A 20,096-nucleotide genomic window follows, 5' to 3' on the forward strand; every position below is an offset into this window, starting at 1 on the left:
GAAGCAGACGGTATGGTACAGCAAAGAACAGTCGCTGACACAGCATGGACACCTGAGTCAGAGCGGGCATTGAATCAAGTGTGCGCAGAGATGGAGAAGCAAGGTCAAAATGAATTGTCTGAGCGCTTGCGCGCTATTGTCAGTCCATTACGGGAGGGTCAATGGAAGATAGTGGTGGCCTTTTGTGGCCTGTTTTCCGCTGGTAAATCCAGCCTCATCAATGCGCTTACAGGTGCTTCTCTTGCGACTGGTGCCGTACCTACAACTGCCAAAGTAGAAACAGCGGCAATGGTCAATGAAGAACTTGGATGTGAAATCGATCTACTGGACACACCGGGCATTGATTCAACGGATGCGAGTCACGAAGCGGAAACGCTTGCACACCTCTACCTGGCAGATCTCGTGGCGCTTGTCATGGATTACCAACACGTGGAGGCTGACGAGCATCTGGAATGGGCAAAACGCTTACAAGATGAGGGGAAGCGGCTCATTTTAATTGTCCACCAGGTTGACAAACATCTCGATTTTGAATTGTCGTTTGAAGAATATCAAGAACGGGTGGAAACAGCATTTTCAGCTTTTGGTGTGGAGCCCGAGCGGATTTTCTATACTTCCACGCGTCCTTCACCCTATTCACAAATTGTCGAGCTCCAATCTTTCCTTCTAGGATTAGCGCATATCAGTCCTTGGGAGAAACAGTTTTCCATCTATATTCGTGTGCAGGAAATCCTTCGTCAATTCGCACAAATTTGTCATCAAGAAGAATGGCAAAAGGTACAGGAAGATGTTATGGACATCTTTGGGCAATTCCCGGAAAACGCTCAAGAAGCCAGGCAGTGGTTAGAAACGAGATCGAAATCTATTCTAAAAGTACAAAAAGACTACCAATTGCGGCTGGATGAGCTACAGGACAAATGGAATCATGAGCGTATTGAACTGGCTCGTCTCATTGAATTGGCGCAGATTTCTCCTTATGAGACAACGGAACTGGGCAGAAAATATGTTGAGAGTTTGCGAAGTGATTTTCGTGTAGGCTGGTTTGGTCGCGAGAAAAAAACGGAGCAGGAACGCGAACAGCGTATCCAGAACTTCTTGAATGATTTAACCGATCGCGCTCAAAAAAATCTTTTTTGGCCGCTTCAGTCTGCTTTGCGCGCCTTTCTTCAGGAGGAACTCAGTTCCGGAACCTGGGATGCTGCGCAACTTGACAATTTGACAGTTCCCATAAGCTCTGAATTGCTGCAGAGACAAATCAAATCTGGTGCGCTGGTTTCTGCAGATTACGGTTATCAGTACGTTCGGGATGTGGTAGCGGCAATTCGCGGCCAGACATTGGCGCGTTTGCAAATGATGCTGGACGATTATCAACAATTGGCCATTGTTCAACTGCAGGAAGAAGAACAGTCTATCAAACAAACATTTGCTCCTGATGTGGAAGCCTGTCGCGCCTTGAATGCTTGGTTGCAGGTTTATGAGAGTATTGAACGGGAATGGCGCCAGAAATTAAATGAAATTCCTGTATTTTCGGAGGTGGGCGCAGGGTAATGGGTGTTGAACATACCATCCAAGATAAAATTGCAGCAGCTCAAAATTTACTGGCGGATTTACCGCACGGGCAGCCTTTTCAGGAAAGCCTTGTCTTAGCAAAGGAACGTTTTCAGAATCGTCAAGTCATGGTGGCTGTTTTTGGTGCTTTTTCAGCAGGCAAGTCTTCTTTGCTCAACGCTTTGCTGGAGCAACCTGTATTAACCGTCTCTCCCAATCCTACGACAGCGACAGTGACAAAAATTCTTGCTGGTCGTCAGGGTGAATTATGGATTGAAGCTAAATCGAAAGATGAGGTTTGGCAAGATGTATCTGATGCCTGTCGACGCATCCAGTTAGAAGCAGATTCTCTCGAGACTGCGCTTGCCAAAGCAGAGAGTTTGCAGCCAGCTCAGTATGGCAAAACAGCGAGAACTTCCCTTTCCTATCTCAAAGCGGTCAGCAAAGGTTATCCTGTTATGCGTCATCGTCTTGGACAATCATGGAACGCAACGTTGGACGAGCTGCGTTCTTTCACTGCAGATGAGTCATTGGCCTGTTATGTCAGAGAAGTACAGGTGCCGCTGGCGAATGCGCCTTTTGCGGAAGGATTTGTTCTCGTGGATACACCGGGCGTCGATTCTATTCACCGCCGTCATACCAATGTTGCTTTTAACTATATGCGCCAAGCGGATGCAATCGTTTTTGTGCTTTATTATACACACGCTTTTTCGCGTGCAGATAAAAACTTTTTGCAACAATTGGCTGATGTGCAAAACGTAATGGGTCAAAACAAATTGTACGTGGTTGTGAATGCGGTCGATCTTGCTGTGAACGAAGAAGAGCGCCATGCTGTAGAGCAACGCGTTCGAGATGAGCTGAGATCACTGGGTATCGTTGAGCCGCGTATTTATGGAGTTTCCAGCCAACTGGCTTTAGCGGCCAAGCAATTAAAAATAAAAACGGATCCGAAATTTGAACAAATGGCAAGAGTACGTCTTCAATTAGGTCCTGAAGAGCCATTGCCAGTTCCGGATGAGATATGGAATATTTCAGGGCTGGAAGCTTTGCAAAAAGATTTAATGACGGCAAATGATGATGTGCGTGAGCGTTTGCGGGTAGAGACTTTACAACGCGAAATGACGCATCTTATGAATCAAATCGAAGCGGAAGTGACGCGTTTGGGATTGCTCCAGCGCGCTCGAGCAGAAGAGCGGGAACGTTTCGTGGCAGACGTTGAAACTGCTCATCGTTTGCTTCAGGAAGAAAAAGAAAACGGCGCTGTTTTGCGGAATGTGCAAGTACAACTGCAAAGTGATTGTCAGGAACTTATTTTTCATATAGGAGAACGCATTCGTCTCAGGTTTTCTAACTTATTCCGTGAGGCGTTTTATCCGGGCCGTTTTGTTCAAAGTAAGGAGACCAAAATGGCTTTGCAGGAAGCGGCCGTAGAATTGGCCGGACAATTGGAAACGCAAATTTTGGTAGAGACTAGAACTTTTTCGCTTCGTTTGCAAAAAATTGGACAGGAATTACTTGAACAAGCAGCAGATGCTCTTTGTGCTCGACTACCACAGATGTTGCGAGCAGCAATCAATATTCCAGACATACAAATTCAGTTGCCTGAGGTTCAGGCAGAAGATGTGCACATGAATCATCAACCTTTATTGCAATCTCTCCACTACTTCCGTTCTGCGCGGCAGTTTTTTGAAGAAGGCGGCCAACGTGATATGCTTGAAGCAGTGGAACCATTGCAGATGGGGGAAGTAAAAAGCGAGATTAGCCGTTTGACAACACAATTACTCGAACATTTGCAACAGCAATGGGCAGAGATGGAGCAAGAATGGATTGAAGCATGGATGTTGCAGTTGCGACAGTTTACAGAGCAAGGTAGAGCAGAAGAAATAGCAGAGAATCAATCGCGTTGGCAATTTGTTGCAGAAGAATGGGCAAAGTTGTGGGGGCTATCTAGGGCGCAATAAGGGGGTATGCACATGGCGAGAAGAAAATGGCGCGATGATGATTTATGGCAATCGCGCCGCAACGGGGGGGCGCGGACAGTTCTACTCGGTATTGGGATATTTGCTGCATTTGCTGCAGGACTTGGAGTAGGATTGTTGGTGCAGTCGCCGCGTGTAGTAGAAGTGCCAATGCAGGCTCCAACTTCTGGCGCTCCAAGCAGTACGGGTGCGCTCGGAAACTCTCCTGCGAATACCCTTGCCAGTGGACAGTCGGCTAATGTCATTACTCGGGTCTATAATCAGGTAAAAAACAGCATTTGTACCATAACAGCTATCTCTGGCGGTACAGGCAAAAATGCCGGCGAGGAAGACATTGGCACAGGCTTTTTAATTAATAATCAGGGCGATATAGCTACAAACGCTCATGTCGTAAATGGACAGAAAACTGTTACGGTTACGTTTGGACAAAAGAATTATACAGGAATTGTGCTTTCTGCAGATACATTGGATGACTTGGCGATTGTTCATGTGGCGGGTATCGATCAACTGCCGCCGTTGCCTCTTGGAAATGCCAACACACTGGTACCAGGTCAGTTTGTCATAGCCATCGGCAATCCGTTTCAATTGACGGAAAGTGTGACTTTTGGCATTATCAGCGGTTTGAATCGATCGATGCCAATGCAAACGGGTCATGTGATGGATGGATTAATTCAAACCGATGCACCTCTGAATCCTGGAAATTCTGGCGGTCCTTTGCTTAACGAGGCTGGACAGGTGGTTGGTATAGATACAGCCATTGAAAGTCCGGTTGAAGGATCTGTAGGGATTGGTTTTGCGATTCCTATTAACCGTTTGGAACGCTTGCTTCCGACTTTATTGCGCGGTGAACAGGTCAAGCATGCCTGGATTGGTATTGCAGGAATGGATATTGACAGTTATTTGCAAAGTCAACTTGACCTCCCAGTCAGCCAGGGTATTTACGTAGAGTCTGTCACACCCGACAGTCCGGCTGCGAAAGCAGGATTACGCGGAGATAGTGGTGCGGCTGCCGCCAATCAGACGGGGCAAATCAGTAAACTGCGCGGTGATGGAGATATCATTATTGGCTACAATGGGCATCCCATTCAGACCATTGAGCAGTTGACGGCAGATATCAATCGGGATCAGCCTGGACAAGTGATACAGTTAACAGTGTTAAGGAATGGTAAGAAAATACAAATCTCCGTGACGCTTGGTAACTGGCCATCATCATCCAGTGGAGGTTGATTTCATCAATAACCAACCGGTCTTTTGCTGACCGGTTGGTTATCCAGTCGTATGGGATGAAAAGTCGATATTGCCATACAGTCGTTTTTTAAAATCGAATTGGCCCGAGACTTTGACCGCCGTCCATCGTGAGTACATCGCCGGTGATAAAGCTGGCTTGCTCGGAAGCGAGCCAATCCATAGCTTTGGCGATTTCTTCTTTGCTGCCCAGTCTTCCTGCGGGGATGGAATGAAGAACTCGTTGATAGGCTTCTTCTGTTGGCCATAGGCGATCGGCGCCGCCGGTGTCGCCTATTGGCCCAGGAGCAATGCAATTAACCCGAATACGGTGTTTGGCCCACTCGACAGCTACGCTTTTCGAGAATGCCACTACACCAGCTTTAGCAGCAGCCGAATGACAGACACCTGGGCCGCCATTCGCGTAATAAGTGGCGACAACATTGACAATCGCTCCTGGTTGCTGGCGGGCAATTAAACGTCGAGCAAAAGCGGTGGAATAGAAAAATGTTCCATTCAATACAATTTGAACAACAGCATTCCAGCCGTTAGCTGACAGTTCTTCTGCTTTACAGATAAAATTCCCTGCAGCGTTATTAATCAGCACATCTACTTTTCCAAAGTCTGAAAAAACCTCATCCCAAATTTCCTCTGCGCGTTCTGAGTCCCGTACATCTGCCTGATAATAACGTATACGATCTGTTTTGTTTTCTGTTAATCCGCAATGCGTGGCAATCGAATTAGAGGCGTTCTGCAATTTCTCAATACTTCGTCCAATAAGAGCAACAGAACCTCCCGTTTTCACAAAATGCTCCGCAAACGCTTCGCCAATGCCGCTGCTTCCTCCGGTAACAAGTGCAACTCTTCCGCTGTTTAACAATAAGATTCCTCACTTTCGCGGGCCTGAAAAGGTCTTCATCGCGCAGCTAGTTCAACCTCTGCACAGAGCCCACTGTTCTGAAGAGTTTCAACTGACATTCAGTCAAAACTCTGATAAACAAAGATTACCTTATTTTCAGCCGTTTGAGTTTAATTTTTTCAAAATATTTACGAGTGAAGGGGAAGCCATAAATGCATGGCCATTGGCCAGAACATAAGGCGATTGTAATGAGGTTGGGTTTACGGCCAGTTGGATAGAAAGCATTTGTTGTGAATTGGACTCCACATAAAGCGTATCGAATACTTGAGCGCTTTGGACGTTTTTGTTATCAGATATAGGAGTCGATTCAGATAGAGATTTAAGAATTTGCACAATCGTGTTGTGACCGCTGACTGAAATCAGCGTATTGGCAGCCGTTGCGCCAGAAGTCAACGGCTGCAATAAAATGGAACGAACATTAGCCACATCTATATTTTCCGTCAATACGTGAAGTGTGACATGTTCATTGATATAGTCAACGACAAATGCAGACAGGAATGCGACAATCAGGAGAATTGGCGCAATCCAGACAGTACGTGGAATACGGTTTCTTCGCAAGCCATACATAGGGCAGAGGACTCCTTGATTCAAAAGTCGCTTGGCGCGTCCTCTGGTATCGTACTCTGAAAGAGCATCGACATCAACAGCAACTATATGGTTATTGATCAACAATCTTGTGAGAAATATCTATCTTGGTTAGCAGCGTTCTAAGAATCTGCATATCGGCGCTGATAACGAAAAGCAGCTCGTCGGCGCTTGCCTGCTTGCGAGTGATGAAACATTTTGAGCAGAGCCCTTTTTTCTAAACGTGAAACGTAGGAACGGGATATGTTTAAAGCATCTGCTACGTCGTTTTGCGTCCACTCGCGTCCGTCCGTCAGTCCAAACCGCAGTTCAATGACACGTCTTTCCCGTTCATCCAAAATATCAAGCAACTTTAGTGTGGATAGGATTTCCATGCGTTTGCTGACTTCTTCCTCAGTCATGTCTACTTCAGAGCCAAGTACATCGGCAATGACGATATCGTTACCTTCTTTATCAGTGCCAATGGGGCTGTAAAGGGATACATCTTTACGGGATTTTTTCTGTGCTCGCAGTTGCATGAGAATTTCATTTTGAATACAGCGCGCAGCGTAAGTAGCAAATTTTGTCCCTTTGTTGGGCTGGTAAGTATCTACAGCTTTGATCAGTCCAACGGTGCCAATGGAAATGAGATCGTCCTGATCGATATTGGCTGAGTCAAATTTTTTTGCTACGTGGGCAACTAGGCGCAAATTGTGTTTAACCAACATGTCATGCGCTTCCCGATCGCCGTTTTGCCAGCGTTCGAAGTACATCTTCTCCTGCTCTTTGCTCAACGGTTGGGGAAAAGACTGATGGAGGTAGCCGCTGACCAACGTGACATCATGAAGCAGGGAAAAGGCAGCAGCGGCAAGAGAAAACAAGGCAGGAACACCTCCGACATTTGATTCAAGATAGCGTATGTCGGAAGCGTATTTTTGGTGAGGAGCTTTGTAGATGTCACCTGCCCAAAGTTTGTTTTACATCATAGTCTTCGCAGAAAAAATCTTCATTGCGTATGATAAATCGTTTCATGCATGCTTTCGCTTTATTGAATGCAAGCAAACCTGTTCTTTTGTAGGTCTAATGACGGGGTAAAACAAAGTTGCCATCCATACCATAGGAGGTCTATAAGAATGACGGTACCTTCACAAAAAATCTATTTATACGCAGCAACAGAAGGTGATTTTTGGAAAGCAATGGCTGCTGCGCAAGCTTGTAATATACCAGTTTCCCAAGTGACGGGTGATTTCCAAGAAGCCTGGCGCTATGTTGCAGATGGTCAACATCTGGTTATAGCTGTTGGGGGCGCTGCACTTTATGCGCTCTACTACAATCCGTGCAATTGGCAGAATCCTGCTGCTGAAGCTGGGGGGCACACACCATTTTCTCATTATGCCAATGGTGGAGGTATCCAAACCATCACCAAGAACTTCTTTGTGAATGCAGCAGGTTATACAGCACTAGATTCGCTCAAATTAGCCACAATGCTCACTTACTATGCAATTAATGGTGTCTACCCTTATGGGTGGACTGGATTGCCGATACAGGAAACTCCGCAAGCTGTTTGTGTCCAAGGTTCGTCTAACCATATTGATCCTTTGCAACGATCAATAACCACTGTTCAAAAAGCTGGCACCAATATTCTTTCGCCAGAGGTTGGATTATACGCGGTGTTTGACTCTGTACAGTCTGCCGAGTCAGCTTTACAAATCGGCTGGCCAGGATTGGCCAGCACAGCGGCATTGGGTATCTCTACGCCTCCTTATACAGAGTTGCTCTCTAACCATTCTGATCAATATGTTGCAGCCGCGTTGGCCAACAATAACAATCCTCTTGTCTTCTGGATTTCCTTTTGGACGGTTTCTTGGCCTGAACCGGGAGATAGCTTTCAATCGGCTGGGCATGCTGCGGGTGTCTATGCTGCCAATCAATTGGCCAACTATCCAGGGACAATACGCCCTAGTTTTGTTGTGATTGATCCGGAAGGATACAATCAACCTGCAACGACCTCCAGTGAATGGAAGGATTTTATCAGTGGATGGCGGGAAGGACTGCTCTCTGTAGATAGCTCTTTGCAACCAGGATTCTACTGTAATCAGTTTCAGTATCAACAGTATCAATTAAGCTCTTTGCCCGATCCGGCATTTATCGCCATATCTCCAATCTCGGGAAATCAACCTGAAGTAACGGGCGGCAATATCCGTGGCTATATTGCTTACACCGCAAGTTGTCCTGTAATTTCTGATGTAGAGCAGGTAAAAAGCTGGGGAGCTACGTACAATACAGTTCAATTTGCGGACAGCGGTGTAGATTGTGGTCCCAACAGTTAAAACCAGCAGATGATAGTTTCCATTTTTTTAGCATCCGATATGTCTGTAAAACAACTGCTGTTCTTTGGCATGCCAAGGTGGATAAGGTACACTATGGGGTATGATAAAGCGTATGGACCACCTTGGCATCAATGGAAAAGGCCCAAGGCGTTGGTTAGGGAGGTAAATTTGTATGACGTCAACTGTCCGTCGCAAACCGGGCCGCCCCAAGCTGGTCAATGGTGATACTTCAACTGCGCACGCTATCCTAGAAAAGGCTGCTGAATTATTTATGAATTATGGGTATGAAGGCGTGAGCGTAGAGCGCGTGGCAGAAGAATGCAATTTGACAAAGGCAAGTATCTACTACCATTTTGCTAATAAGGCGAGTCTTTTTACTGCTTCAATGATTCATTTGATGAATTTAATAGAGAATCAAGTTAAGGATATCTTGTCCAAAGACATGCCTTTTCTGGACAGGCTTTATGAAATTTCACTGGCTTATTTGAAAATTGCTGAACCACGCATGGAGTTTTCCACGTTGATGAGAGAAGCTAAGCCGTTATTAAGTCGGCAACAGTTACGGCGTATGAAAGAATCGGAAGAACGTTTAGCCACAGCCTTAGCCCATGCAATTCAAGAAACTCAAGAATCCCAAGCCAAAGCGTATGTCGATCCTTATTTGGCAGCTAAGGTCTATCAAGCACTTTTGCCACTGGGTCGTTTGAAACTGGCTAACGGCGCTGCTTATTTTTCAACTGCCGAGCAAGCAGCATCGGAAGTTGTCCATATCACCGCTAGAGTTTTAGGATTTTCTTTTCAGACAATCGAATAAATCTTCATACTTATGCTTCGTTGGACGCTCGAGCAATGGAACGTGATCGAAAAAATAACATTGTACAAATATTATACAACTGTTGTACAATACAAATGAACCTACTGTCCTATTTATCCATTCAGTCTCTTGGATAGGCAGACAAGTATGCCTGAGAAATCAGTTGGCGAGACTTGGATTATCACCAAATGGTTTATTATGAAATTTTTGTAATGATCTGAAGGATCAAGGTTATCCATGATGTCGTGATTGCGAGATTTTTTAATTTGGGGAAAGGAAGGCCATGTTGTGGGCAATAAACCTGCGTTTTACAGTATTAGCCAAGTTGCGGAAATGACGGGACTGACAACGCAGTTAATCCGGAAGTGGGAACAGCGTTACCGTCTCATCCAACCAGAACGCATGCCTAATGGCTATAGGGTTTACACACAGCATGATGTGGATCTTCTCCAAAAAGTAAGTAAGCTTGTGCAAAATGGGTTCTCCGTAAAAAACGCGGTTCTCTCTGTGCAAAACCAGCATTCTCATTTGCGAGCGTTAGAAAGTCATCCAGAATATCAGCAAACCTCAGAGACTCTGGTTTCAGACAGAGGAATGGATGTTTCAAAAATTCAACAACTGCTTGCTTTAGGAGAACGAGCGGACAGCAGCGGTTTAATTGAGACGATGCAACGCATGCAGCAGGAACTAGGAATTCGGCCATTCCTTTATGAAATCGTTGTTCCCTTTTTGCAAAAAGTGGGCACTTTTTGGGAAGAAGGGGTTTGGAGCGAATATCAGGAGCATATTGCCTCAGGAGTGACACGCGATGTGCTGATTCAAATGAGACGCACATTGAGGACACCTGAAAGTGGACCGCTTCTGCTGGCCGCTTGTGTACCTTATGAGCGGCATGAGATTCCTTTGCACATGCTGATGATTGAAGCTGCTCTGGAAGGATGGCGCAGTGTTTTCTTAGGCCCTTCTCCAGCTGAAGGAGCAATTGAAACTTCAATCGTAGAGTTGCAGCCTGTTCGTGTGGCGCTTTCCATGTCCACTCTCGAGCCTGTCCATATCCATCCAACTCTCATAGATGAGTTGAGTCAATTTGCGGCAAAACATGCCAATACGACTTTCTTCTTTGGCGGACGGGGAGCCCAAGCTTACTTTTCTACGCATTCTGCGCATCCATTTTACCTTGTGCAAAACCTGCGGGATGTATTAAGAACGCCCAACTTTTTTTAGACTTATCCATGTCTTACCAAGTCATCGGTCAGCAAATTTTGTCATTCGTTTCTGAATAGTGATCCAATCGATATGTGGATAAAGTATATTGGAGTGGTAAAGTGGACAGGTATAGATGGTTTACAAGTGTTCCGAGGGAGAGATGAGGTCATGGCCCAAATCAAGCGTAGCAAAGCGCTGCAATCGGTAGCTACTTTCGCGGAAGATACAGCCGCGATTGAGATGAAAAGGCACAGACCGACCGTAGACAGAGAAAAGGTTGAAGAAGCCATACGTATGTTGCTCGAAGCTGTAGGAGAAAATCCTAATCGGGAAGGTCTTCTGGATACCCCTGCTCGTGTCGCGCGCATGTATGAAGAAATCTTTGCAGGTTTGCATCATAATCCGTCCGAGGAATTATCCGCCCGTTTTCATGTTGATCACGATGAATTGGTATTTGTTAAGGATATTCCGTTTTATTCGATGTGTGAACACCATCTTCTCCCGTTTTTTGGAGTGGCGCATGTAGCCTATCTGCCAAGTGGCGGTGTTGTAACGGGCCTTTCCAAGCTTGCGCGTCTTGTCGATATGGTGGCCAAACGCCCGCAGGTTCAAGAACGCATGACCAACATGATTGTCGATGTTTTGATGCAAGAAATGGAACCTGCAGGGGCTATGGTTGTCATTGAAGCAGAACATTTGTGTATGAATATGCGCGGAATCAAGAAACCTGGCAGCAAGACACTCACCATTGCGGCTCGCGGCGAATTTCAAGAACATCCAGAACGCCGCGAGGAAATTTTGCAAATGATTCGTTATGCGCACTAAAGGTACTTGGCTAGTTTTTATTCATCTTCAAGGCAAAACCATGCTGAATATATCATTCGAGGTGTTAGCAGCAGTAGTGGCGACGGCGGCTTTTCGCTTGTCGCTCGTCGCGATCAGGAAAGTCATCTTCGTCTTCGTCTGACGGTTCAAGCATGGGTCTGCCGCGTTTTTCTGACTTTTCTCCAGATTCGTCGTTGCTTTGTGGAGATCCGGGAATATCATGCGCATTTTCAAAGGTGCCAAAGACAATTGCCTCTCCGTTTTCCACTACCTTGCGGCCCTTGGCAAATACGTGTTGAATTTTGTATTCTTTATCCGTCAATAGTATATCAGCGTCAAGGCCGGCTTTGAGTCGGCCTTTGTGTTGTAGTTTTAATATGCGTGCCACGTGCAGGGTCACTATGCTAATAGCTGTTTCCACAGGAACCTCTTCTTGAACGATGGCATCCACCGTTTCTTCCCAAAGTGTTTTAATAGAGCCAATGCCCATGGCTAAAAGTTTGCCGCGATCGTCAAAAATAGGAGAACTGCCATTGCTGTCAGAACTCATGGTAATCAAAGCAGGGCGAATTTGGGCATCCAACAAGCGGCGAATCGCTTTGGATGGTTTAACAGAAACGTGGTCGTGCTTGTCGGGGCGAATACCAGATGTAACATCGACGATTCCCCCTTTTTTTCCGTATCGCACAGCATCCTCTAATAAATCAGGATTGCGGTTAAGATGGGTTGGGACAAAAGTGGATAGAGGCAATTCTGTTTTGTCGATTAAATGAAAAAGAATCGACAGCTTTTGATCGTCATCACCCACATGCAAATGAAGCACGCCTGCCTTGCCAGCTAAAAGCCCGCCAACACGCGCTTCACTGGCTAGTTCGGCTAAATCCTGCTCGCTAGGATGGGATGAACGGGTATCAGAGATGGCAATTTCGCCAATGCCGATCACTTTTTCGATTAAAACCAAGTCGCTGCGTGGCATGCCTGTCAACGTACGTGTGGGCACTTGATAGGCACCAGAGTATATGTACGTGCTGACGCCCTCAAAATCGAGTGCCTGCGCTTTGGCTAGCAGTTCGCGGGTGCTGCGCGTTACACCATCTGTTCCCAGAACTCCTACAAGGGTGGTGACTCCAGCTGTTGTAATATGGCTCAAAGATATTTCTGGAGTACGGTAATGAAAACCACCTTCGCCACCACCACCAGCCATATGGACATGTTGATCAATTAATCCAGGAAAGGCGTAATATCCGTCAGCTTCGACAATTTCCAGTTCGGGTAAACTTCCGTGCATCGAAAGGTCATCAGCAATTGCCAGAATGTGTCTGCCACCAAGCAGAATGTCTTTCTTGCCAAGTGATTTTGGTGCAAACACTTCAGCGTTTTTAATCAAAGTCAGTACAGGCATGCAAATCCCCTCGCTCCAACAAAAGGCTGCTACAAGTCTTTCCATCCATAGCCCGCAATAAACGTGGCAAGATATTATGGAGATACGGACAATCTGTGTATAATGCTGTGGGGGGTGTTGCCAAGATGGAACGAACAATGTTGAAATCAAAAATTCACCGAGCCACAGTCACGCGGGCCAATTTACATTATGTTGGCAGCATCACGATTGACGAAATACTCATGGAAGCTGCAGATATATGGGAAAATGAAAGAGTTCAGATTGTGAATTGTAATAACGGGGAGCGCTTGGAAACTTACGTCATTCGGGGCGATCGCGGTAGTGGTGCGATTGAATTGAATGGCGCGGCTGCTCGTTTGGTACAGCCTGGAGATATTATCATCATTATGTCCTATGCGCAAATGAGTCAAGAAGAAGCTCGGGAGCATCGGCCTCGTATTGTCATTGTCGACGAGCATAATCAGCCTGTGCCGGTTGATTTTACAGAAACACATGCGTTCAATCAGCAATTGCAAACGGTTATTCGTTGACTGAGGCTTTATTTCCACCCTTTGTATGCAAGTATGAAAAAAGCAAAGCGGGCAACCGTAGGGCTGCCCGCTTTAAGATGAGCATGGTGCAACTGCTATTATTTCGCAGCTTCAAAACGTTTGTTCACTTCAGCCCAGTTGATGAGGTTCCAAAACGCTTTGATGTAGTCTGGGCGTTTATTCTGATACTTCAAATAGTAAGCGTGTTCCCATACATCAAGTCCCAGAACTGGTTTTTTGCCCTCCATCATGGGGTTGTCTTGATTGGGAGTGCTCATAATGGACAGTTTACCGCCATCCACCACCAACCATGCCCATCCACTTCCAAATCTACCTGTTGCAGCTTTGGTAAACTCCTCTTGGAATTTTTCGAATGAGCCAAAGGTCTCGTCAATCGCCTTGGCAATTTCACCCGTAGGTGCTCCGCCGCCGTTGGGGCTGAGAATTTCCCAAAACATACTGTGATTGGCATGTCCGCCACCATTGTTGCGCACAGCGGTGCGAATATTTTCTGGAACAGCGTCTAAATGGCTTAGCAGATCTTCGATACTTTTGGATTGCAGGTCAGCATGTCCTTCCAGAGCGGCGTTCAAATTGTTGACATACGTACCATGGTGACGGTCGTGGTGGATTTCCATTGTCAGGGCGTCAATGTGTGGCTCCAAAGCGTTAAAAGCGTATGGGAGCGGTGGTAATTGAAAAGCCATGCAAATCCCTCCTATGTAAAGTTGTAGAGTATTTGTTCTTCTTTAGTTTAGCGTAATTATGCGGGATTTTCCAAATCTGATTTTGCCACTTCTGCATTTTCCGTTACTTGTACGATTCCGCTTGTCCCACCAAATCAGCAATCCTTTGGACACCTTCACGATCGAGCCGTTCAGCCAATTCCTGTGTCAATACGTCCAATAAAGCAGGCCCGCGATAAATAAAAGCAGAATAAATTTGAACGACACTGGCGCCTAGTTTTATCTTTTCGTATACGTCGTCTGCACTATAGATACCGCCACATCCAATAATCGGCACTTTTCCTTCTGTAACCTTATACAAAGCGGCTATGACTTGGTTCGATCTCGTTTTTAGAGGTTTGCCGCTCAGTCCGCCACTTTCTCGGGCATGGATATGTTTGATTTGATAACGTTCAAGGGTAGTATTGGTGGCAATCCAGCCTTCACATCCTGCTTCAAGAAGTTTGCTGGCTAGTGGAACCAGACTTTCATTCGGCAAATCGGGTGACAGCTTGACAAAGACGGGCGGTTGATAGGAGCGGTGAGAGGTTTGACGATTGCGTTCGGCAATCACTTGTTCGACAATACGGCTGGCTTCTTGTTCGTTTTGTAAGTCGCGTAGTCCAGGAGTATTGGGAGAAGAGACGTTAATGACCAAATAATCAGCTACACCCGCCAATATTTCTGTACAGGCTACATAGTCGTCAACAGCTTGAGCATTGGGGGTGCTTTTATTTTTCCCAATATTCGCCCCAACAGGAATGGTGAGATGGCTTTCTTGCAGACGTTTTTTGAGTGCATGGGCACCAGCGTTGTTAAATCCCATACGATTCACCAGCGCTTCTTCTTCAACAATTCGAAATAAACGAGGTTTCGGGTTACCGGGTTGCGGCCGCAGAGTGACGGTGCCCACTTCAAGCATGGAAAAACCACAAGCTTCAAGGCCAGTGAGTGCAATACCGTCTTTATCCAGACCCGCGGCAAGTCCAATCGGATGTTTAAGATCCATATGATAAAGTTGTGTGGCTAAATTTGGGGCGGGCTGTTGGGCTTTAGGACGCAGCCATTTCCCCATATTTGGCGCTGTTTTCAGCATGGAGAGCGTGGTGTGGTGAGCTGTCTCAGCGTCGGTGCTAAAAAGCAGTTTTCGCAAAACCGAATACATCGAATGGATTCTCCTCTGCACCTTGATGCGTTTTTATCTAGTCAAAGTTTAGCATCCTTTACGCTGACACCCCAACAAGGTAGACTAAGAAACGGATCGGCCGATGTTAAATAATGGTTTGTAACATGGTAGTCGATGGTGCCGTCAAAAAGGAGAGGACGGCTGGAAGGATTGGTGAAAACCATCAGTGAACTCACAGCGAGAGCAGTGGCTTCAAGAAGAAAAATTAGCCGCCCTCAAAGACTGGATGAAGTTATATGGACAGGATGTTATTCAATACGCATACTCCTATGTCAAAGATTATCATCAAGCAGAAGATATCGCTCAGGATGTCTTTCTAAAGGCTTTGACACAGTATGATACATTCAGGCAGGAAAGCTCGCCAAAAACTTGGCTCATGGCTATCACAGCCAATCGATGCAAAGACTATATCAGGTCTTGGAAAGTCAAGCACGAAGAAATCAACGAACAGCCTATTCAAACGTTCAGTACATCTGAAAATGTAGAGCGTGAAGTGATAGAACGGTTGGAGAAGGATGAAATTTGGCAGATGATTCAACGTATCCCTCTAAAATATCGAGAGGTTCTAGTTCTGTTTTATCAGCAGGAACGAAGCGGTCAAGAGATTGCACAAATCTTGCAGATTTCCGAAGCCTCTGTTCGAACGCGTTTGCATCGAGCGAGGTCGTTCATGAAAACCGAGTTGGAGAAAGGAGGTTTCACAGATGCAACATGATGACGATGATATGGAGCAGAAAATTCGCCAAACGCTTCAGAAAGCAGGTAAAGTCCCGTTTCGTGAACAATTGCAACAGCGCATTCTAGAAGAGGCTGAGCGACAATTGGTCAACGTTCCTGGTTTGGGGGTAAAAAAACGGCGCTGGTTTCGGCTTTTGCCCAATTTGACTGCTGCAGCTTCAGTATTTTGCGTGATTGCTGTAGGGGCTTGGCTCTATACACAAAAAAAGCCGCAGGCTGGACCAATTGCTCCTTCGGGTGCTTTTAGTTCGGCTTCGCAAGGTAGTCTAGCTTCTACATCCACATCCTCCTTATCTAAGGATGCCTATTTGCTCTATCCGGCACCGATAACTGTTCAACATATTCGATTTGGTCAGCTTCCTGGTTGGCCTGCTGGTTCTGTGGTCTTTACGCAGTTGACCAATGAGTCGAATCGGATCATAAAAAAATCTGAAATATTTGGCATTCTTAGCTTTTCTGGAAAATCCGTCCAATCACGAGACAATTTTTTAAGTTTTGTCAATGGCCCTAAAGAAATAGCGCCCCATGCCACAGTTACCTGGTCGTTTCATCCGGTGGGTGCACCGGTTAATGCTGCAGGTGCGCTGTCGGAGCAAGCCCAACTTGCGTTTTATTGGTCGAATGCTTCCGATATTCCATCCAATCCCCATGATTCGCCGCTGGTTTGGCGTCAATCATCTATTCTCTTAAGCAACATCAGTGTCTTAAATGGTCCAACTTTAGCGCGGGGGCAAGCCATCACGGTGGATGCCCAGTTTACCAATCCAACCAAGCAGACGATTGTAACTCATAATTTACTCGCCGTTGTTTGGTTCTCTAACATGCCCAACCAAGGATTTACTGAATATGGAACTGCACGCTTTCTGGAACATCTGCCTTCGTCGATTCCCAACAAATTAGCGCCAGGAGCCTCCTTTGATGTGCAATTTCATGTCATTGGTGGAGAGAAGACAGATTATTTCAGTATGACACCGCATGTTCAACTTGTGGAATTGCCTACTCAAGTCCCAACACCTTCTCCTTGAACGATCTCGACCTTATCAATCTCGGCCTGTGCAATGGAATGATGGTAAAGTTGCTCTTGCTTTCAATAGCGGAATAGAGGAGCATAGATGTGAGATAATGGACGAAGAAGGTATTTGAGCATGACAACAAGATTTAGCATGGCTGAACTGGCAGAAATGCTTCATGAAAACATCGAGCATGTACGGATAGCTGTGGATTCACTTGCTGCAGCAGGCCAACTGACAGGGGAATCTTTTCAATTTGGTCATCGCAATTGGCGAATTGCTCCAAGTGATGTGAAAAATATTGCACACTGGTTGGTGGAAAACAGAGAACACTTGAGTCAACATCCATTAGCCGAAAAACAGTCAGGTCGCGGACAGAGAAGAGTTGTCAGGAAAGTCATTTCTGCTCCGAACAAGAGCTATCAAAAGGACTGAATTCTTGCTTATTTTATCAGCAATTGCGTTTCTGGGGTGGTCTGATTTACACTGATGGCGCCGCCTGAGGATTGGCAAATAGCGAGGAGGTTGGAAAAGGTGATAGTGGGGGTTCCGAAAGAGATTAAAAATAATGAGAATCGTGTGGCTATTACGCCGGCAGGTGTTCACGCGTTGAAGTTAGATGGTCATACGGTCTTGGTGGAAGCTGGGGCAGGATTGGGCAGTGGCTTCACGGACAGTGTCTATGAAGAAGCCGGTGCGAAAATTGTGCCATCAGCTGCAGATGTTTGGGGACAAGCTGGGATGGTCATGAAAGTCAAAGAACCGCTTCCGGAAGAGTTTGGATATTTTCGTCAAGACTTGACGTTGTTTACATACTTGCATCTGGCTCCAGAACCTGAATTGACGAAGGCGTTGATGGATAGCGGTTGTACGGCGATAGCCTATGAAACGGTGCAATTGCCCGATAGGAGTTTGCCGTTGCTCTCGCCCATGAGTGAAGTGGCTGGTCGCATGTCGATTCAAATTGGCGCGCATTTTCTGGAGAAAGCACATGGTGGACGTGGTGAATTACTTGGTGGTGTTCCCGGCGTGCCGCCTTCTCGAGTGGTCATTGTGGGAGGAGGTATAGTGGGGACAAACGCGGCGCGTATGGCCATGGGCTTGGGTGCTTCTGTAACCATACTGGATACGAACCTTTCGCGTTTGCGCTACCTTGACGATGTCTTTCAGGGACGTATACGTACCATCATGTCCAATGCCTACAATTTGCGTCAGGAGATTGAAGGTGCTGATTTGTTGGTGGGTGCAGTCCTAATACCAGGGTCCCGTGCTCCTAAACTGGTAACCGCTGAAATGGTGCAGGGTATGAATCCTGGTGGCGTGATTGTCGATGTGGCCATTGATCAGGGTGGGAGTATTGAAACTATTGATCGAATCACCACTCATGACCAACCTGTATTTGAAAAATATGGCGTATTGCATTACTCTGTTGCCAATATGCCAGGAGCTGTGCCACGTACCTCTACGCTTGCATTGACCAACGTCACCATTCCTTATGCGTTACAACTTGCGAATTTGGGAGCGGAAAAAGCGGTTGCTGCAAATGAGGCACTGGCCAAAGGTGTCAATGTATACCGTGGGCATGTAACCTATCAGGCGGTAGCTGATTCATTAGGATTGCCGTATACTCCGTTGTCCAATCTTGTCTCCTGAGAGGAGGGGTTTTTATGGTTACGGAGGAAGTCGTTCGCAATATGTTGATGGATGTGCTCGATCCGGAAATACAGATTGACATTGTCAACCTGGGCATGGTCTACGGGATCGATATACTCGAAGAAGGCCGCAAGATTAAAGTAACCATGACATTGACGGCTATGGGTTGCCCGGCCTACGACGATTTAAAGCAACAAATTGAGGACACGTTGCTTTCTTTGGAAGGTGTGCAAGAAGTCGAAGTAGAATTGACTTTTGATCCGCCTTGGGATAAAGAAATGATGTCTGAGGAAGCGAAGCTGGTTTTTAAATATTTGTTTTAAAGGCTTTCACACAACTACCTGTTGTGGGTGGATTCCCAGCATGTTTGCCTGGATTCTTGGAGAAGGTTAAGACAGTGCGAAACTTTACTACACTGTCTTTGCCTTCTTTATTTGTAGACATTTTGTAGACAAAAGGGTATGCGAAGTTAATTCAAGGTACATGTATGCGCAGTTACCCTTGATTTTCATCAGCAATATGGTACATTGAGAATGAAACATGACTCAAACAGTCAACTTTAAGACATTATGCCAATGGATGTATGAAGCCATGAATGGTGTTAAACGGCTCTCATCAAAATGATGAGGGTCGCTTGAGTGAGGAGGATATGGTGATGTCTGTTCCACAGTTGGTCATTGAAGGATTACACGTCACGGTTGAAGGCAAGGAGATTGTCAAAGGATTGGATTTGACAGTTGGAGGCGGAGAGATTCATGCCATTATGGGTCCGAATGGCACGGGTAAAAGTACACTCGCTTCCGCTTTGATGGGACATCCCAAATACGAGGTCACAGGTGGGCGTGTCACTCTGGATGGCCAAGATTTACTCAGTATGTCCGTGGATGAACGGGCTCGTGCCGGACTCTTTTTGGCCATGCAATATCCTGCTGAGGTCCCAGGTGTATCTAATGCCAATTTTATTCGCCAATCCTTAAATGCTCGTGTCGGCGAGGGAAACGAAATTCCAGTGTTAAAGTTCCACCGTCAATTACAGGAAAAAATGAAGAAATTGAATATAGACGCAAGCTTTGCAGAGCGCTATTTGAACGAAGGGTTCTCAGGCGGAGAAAAAAAGAGAAACGAAATTTTGCAAATGAGCATGCTCGAACCACGGATCGCTATTTTGGATGAAATCGATTCTGGCTTGGATATTGATGCGTTGAAGATTGTTGCGGAAGGCGTAAATAATTTGAAATCTCCGCAAACAGGTTTTCTCATCATTACACACTACCAACGTCTGTTGAATTATATTGTGCCCGATCGCGTTCATGTCATGATGCAAGGCAGGATTGTGAAATCGGGTGGCCGGGAACTTGCCGAATATCTTGAGGCGCACGGGTATGATGAACTCAAGGCTGAACTGGGCATTGAAGACGAATCTGTCCAGGCTGGCGTGTAAGGAGG

At 46.1% G+C, this 20,096-nt stretch carries 20 protein-coding genes; 14 read left to right on the top strand and 6 right to left on the bottom strand.

The window, feature by feature from the left end; genetic code table 11:
- Positions 1 to 12: 12 nt before the first annotated feature.
- The 3 genes from ACOJUR_RS05710 to ACOJUR_RS05720 are packed head-to-tail and all read left to right on the top strand — an operon-like array spanning position 13 to position 4,751.
- Complete coding sequence (locus tag ACOJUR_RS05710) at positions 13 to 1,545, top strand: dynamin family protein (RefSeq protein WP_420949495.1); 1,533 nt, start codon at positions 13 to 15, stop codon at positions 1,543 to 1,545.
- Entirely contained in the window at positions 1,545 to 3,506 is a 1,962-nt protein-coding gene (locus ACOJUR_RS05715; RefSeq protein ID WP_420949496.1) for a dynamin family protein, read from the top strand. The genes ACOJUR_RS05710 and ACOJUR_RS05715 overlap by 1 nt, the downstream gene beginning before the upstream one ends.
- 12 nt (positions 3,507 to 3,518) lie before the next feature.
- Complete coding sequence (locus tag ACOJUR_RS05720; protein ID WP_072872837.1) at positions 3,519 to 4,751, top strand: S1C family serine protease; 1,233 nt, start codon at positions 3,519 to 3,521, stop codon at positions 4,749 to 4,751.
- A gap of 88 nt (positions 4,752 to 4,839) precedes the next feature.
- Here the strand turns inward: ACOJUR_RS05720 and ACOJUR_RS05725 are convergent, their stop codons facing one another.
- The 3 genes from ACOJUR_RS05725 to sigK all read right to left on the bottom strand — a co-directional run bounded on the left by ACOJUR_RS05725 (position 4,840) and on the right by sigK (position 7,112).
- Positions 4,840 to 5,628, bottom strand: coding sequence for an SDR family oxidoreductase (locus ACOJUR_RS05725; RefSeq protein WP_072872838.1), 789 nt, complete (start codon positions 5,626 to 5,628; stop codon positions 4,840 to 4,842).
- A gap of 135 nt (positions 5,629 to 5,763) precedes the next feature.
- Positions 5,764 to 6,339, bottom strand: coding sequence for a hypothetical protein (locus ACOJUR_RS05730; protein WP_129583474.1), 576 nt, complete (start codon positions 6,337 to 6,339; stop codon positions 5,764 to 5,766).
- Positions 6,340 to 6,374: 35 nt separating this feature from the next.
- Positions 6,375 to 7,112, bottom strand: coding sequence for an RNA polymerase sporulation sigma factor SigK (gene sigK, locus ACOJUR_RS05735; protein WP_072872840.1), 738 nt, complete (start codon positions 7,110 to 7,112; stop codon positions 6,375 to 6,377).
- 252 nt (positions 7,113 to 7,364) lie between these two features.
- On the opposite strand from sigK, the gene ACOJUR_RS05740 reads away from it, so the two are divergent.
- From ACOJUR_RS05740 to folE, 4 genes are all read left to right on the top strand, one after another.
- Positions 7,365 to 8,561: a hypothetical protein gene (locus ACOJUR_RS05740; protein ID WP_420949497.1), complete on the top strand. Its 1,197-nt coding sequence runs from the start codon at positions 7,365 to 7,367 to the stop codon at positions 8,559 to 8,561.
- Positions 8,562 to 8,733: 172 nt separating this feature from the next.
- Complete coding sequence (locus ACOJUR_RS05745; RefSeq protein ID WP_203114524.1) at positions 8,734 to 9,375, top strand: TetR/AcrR family transcriptional regulator; 642 nt, start codon at positions 8,734 to 8,736, stop codon at positions 9,373 to 9,375.
- Between the two features lie 288 nt (positions 9,376 to 9,663).
- Complete coding sequence (locus ACOJUR_RS05750; RefSeq protein WP_420949498.1) at positions 9,664 to 10,599, top strand: MerR family transcriptional regulator; 936 nt, start codon at positions 9,664 to 9,666, stop codon at positions 10,597 to 10,599.
- Positions 10,600 to 10,821: 222 nt separating this feature from the next.
- The gene (gene folE, locus ACOJUR_RS05755; protein WP_083574013.1) at positions 10,822 to 11,406 is read left to right on the top strand and encodes a GTP cyclohydrolase I FolE; all 585 of its coding nucleotides are present in this window, start codon (positions 10,822 to 10,824) and stop codon (positions 11,404 to 11,406) included.
- 64 nt (positions 11,407 to 11,470) lie between these two features.
- Here folE and iadA read toward each other — a convergent pair whose 3' ends face one another.
- Positions 11,471 to 12,808 (bottom strand): beta-aspartyl-peptidase, encoded by a 1,338-nt coding sequence (gene iadA / locus ACOJUR_RS05760; RefSeq protein WP_072872843.1) that lies wholly within the window; start codon positions 12,806 to 12,808, stop codon positions 11,471 to 11,473.
- Positions 12,809 to 12,933: 125 nt separating this feature from the next.
- On the opposite strand from iadA, the gene panD reads away from it, so the two are divergent.
- The gene (panD, locus tag ACOJUR_RS05765; RefSeq protein WP_072872916.1) at positions 12,934 to 13,338 is read left to right on the top strand and encodes an aspartate 1-decarboxylase; all 405 of its coding nucleotides are present in this window, start codon (positions 12,934 to 12,936) and stop codon (positions 13,336 to 13,338) included.
- 98 nt (positions 13,339 to 13,436) lie between these two features.
- Here the strand turns inward: panD and ACOJUR_RS05770 are convergent, their stop codons facing one another.
- The gene (locus ACOJUR_RS05770) at positions 13,437 to 14,045 is read right to left on the bottom strand and encodes a superoxide dismutase (RefSeq protein ID WP_203114522.1); all 609 of its coding nucleotides are present in this window, start codon (positions 14,043 to 14,045) and stop codon (positions 13,437 to 13,439) included.
- Between the two features lie 103 nt (positions 14,046 to 14,148).
- Complete coding sequence (locus ACOJUR_RS05775) at positions 14,149 to 15,228, bottom strand: quinone-dependent dihydroorotate dehydrogenase (RefSeq protein ID WP_420949499.1); 1,080 nt, start codon at positions 15,226 to 15,228, stop codon at positions 14,149 to 14,151.
- A gap of 187 nt (positions 15,229 to 15,415) precedes the next feature.
- Here ACOJUR_RS05775 and ACOJUR_RS05780 point away from each other — a divergent pair, with 187 nt between their 5' ends.
- From ACOJUR_RS05780 to sufC, 6 genes are all read left to right on the top strand, one after another.
- Positions 15,416 to 15,964, top strand: coding sequence for a sigma-70 family RNA polymerase sigma factor (locus ACOJUR_RS05780; protein ID WP_238413512.1), 549 nt, complete (start codon positions 15,416 to 15,418; stop codon positions 15,962 to 15,964).
- The gene (locus ACOJUR_RS05785; protein WP_420949500.1) at positions 15,954 to 17,012 is read left to right on the top strand and encodes a hypothetical protein; all 1,059 of its coding nucleotides are present in this window, start codon (positions 15,954 to 15,956) and stop codon (positions 17,010 to 17,012) included. The genes ACOJUR_RS05780 and ACOJUR_RS05785 overlap by 11 nt, the downstream gene beginning before the upstream one ends.
- A 120-nt stretch (positions 17,013 to 17,132) precedes the next feature.
- Positions 17,133 to 17,432, top strand: a complete 300-nt coding sequence (locus ACOJUR_RS05790) for a hypothetical protein (protein WP_420949501.1) — start codon at positions 17,133 to 17,135, stop codon at positions 17,430 to 17,432.
- A gap of 99 nt (positions 17,433 to 17,531) precedes the next feature.
- Positions 17,532 to 18,650, top strand: coding sequence for an alanine dehydrogenase (gene ald / locus ACOJUR_RS05795; protein WP_072872848.1), 1,119 nt, complete (start codon positions 17,532 to 17,534; stop codon positions 18,648 to 18,650).
- Positions 18,651 to 18,664: 14 nt separating this feature from the next.
- Positions 18,665 to 18,973, top strand: a complete 309-nt coding sequence (locus tag ACOJUR_RS05800; protein ID WP_072872849.1) for a metal-sulfur cluster assembly factor — start codon at positions 18,665 to 18,667, stop codon at positions 18,971 to 18,973.
- Between the two features lie 332 nt (positions 18,974 to 19,305).
- Complete coding sequence (gene sufC / locus ACOJUR_RS05805) at positions 19,306 to 20,091, top strand: Fe-S cluster assembly ATPase SufC (RefSeq protein WP_420949502.1); 786 nt, start codon at positions 19,306 to 19,308, stop codon at positions 20,089 to 20,091.
- Positions 20,092 to 20,096 lie beyond the last annotated feature (5 nt).

Origin of the sequence: Alicyclobacillus tolerans (assembly GCF_048984885.1) — a bacterium.
GTDB classification, from domain to species: domain Bacteria; phylum Bacillota; class Bacilli; order Alicyclobacillales; family Alicyclobacillaceae; genus Alicyclobacillus_I; species Alicyclobacillus_I tolerans.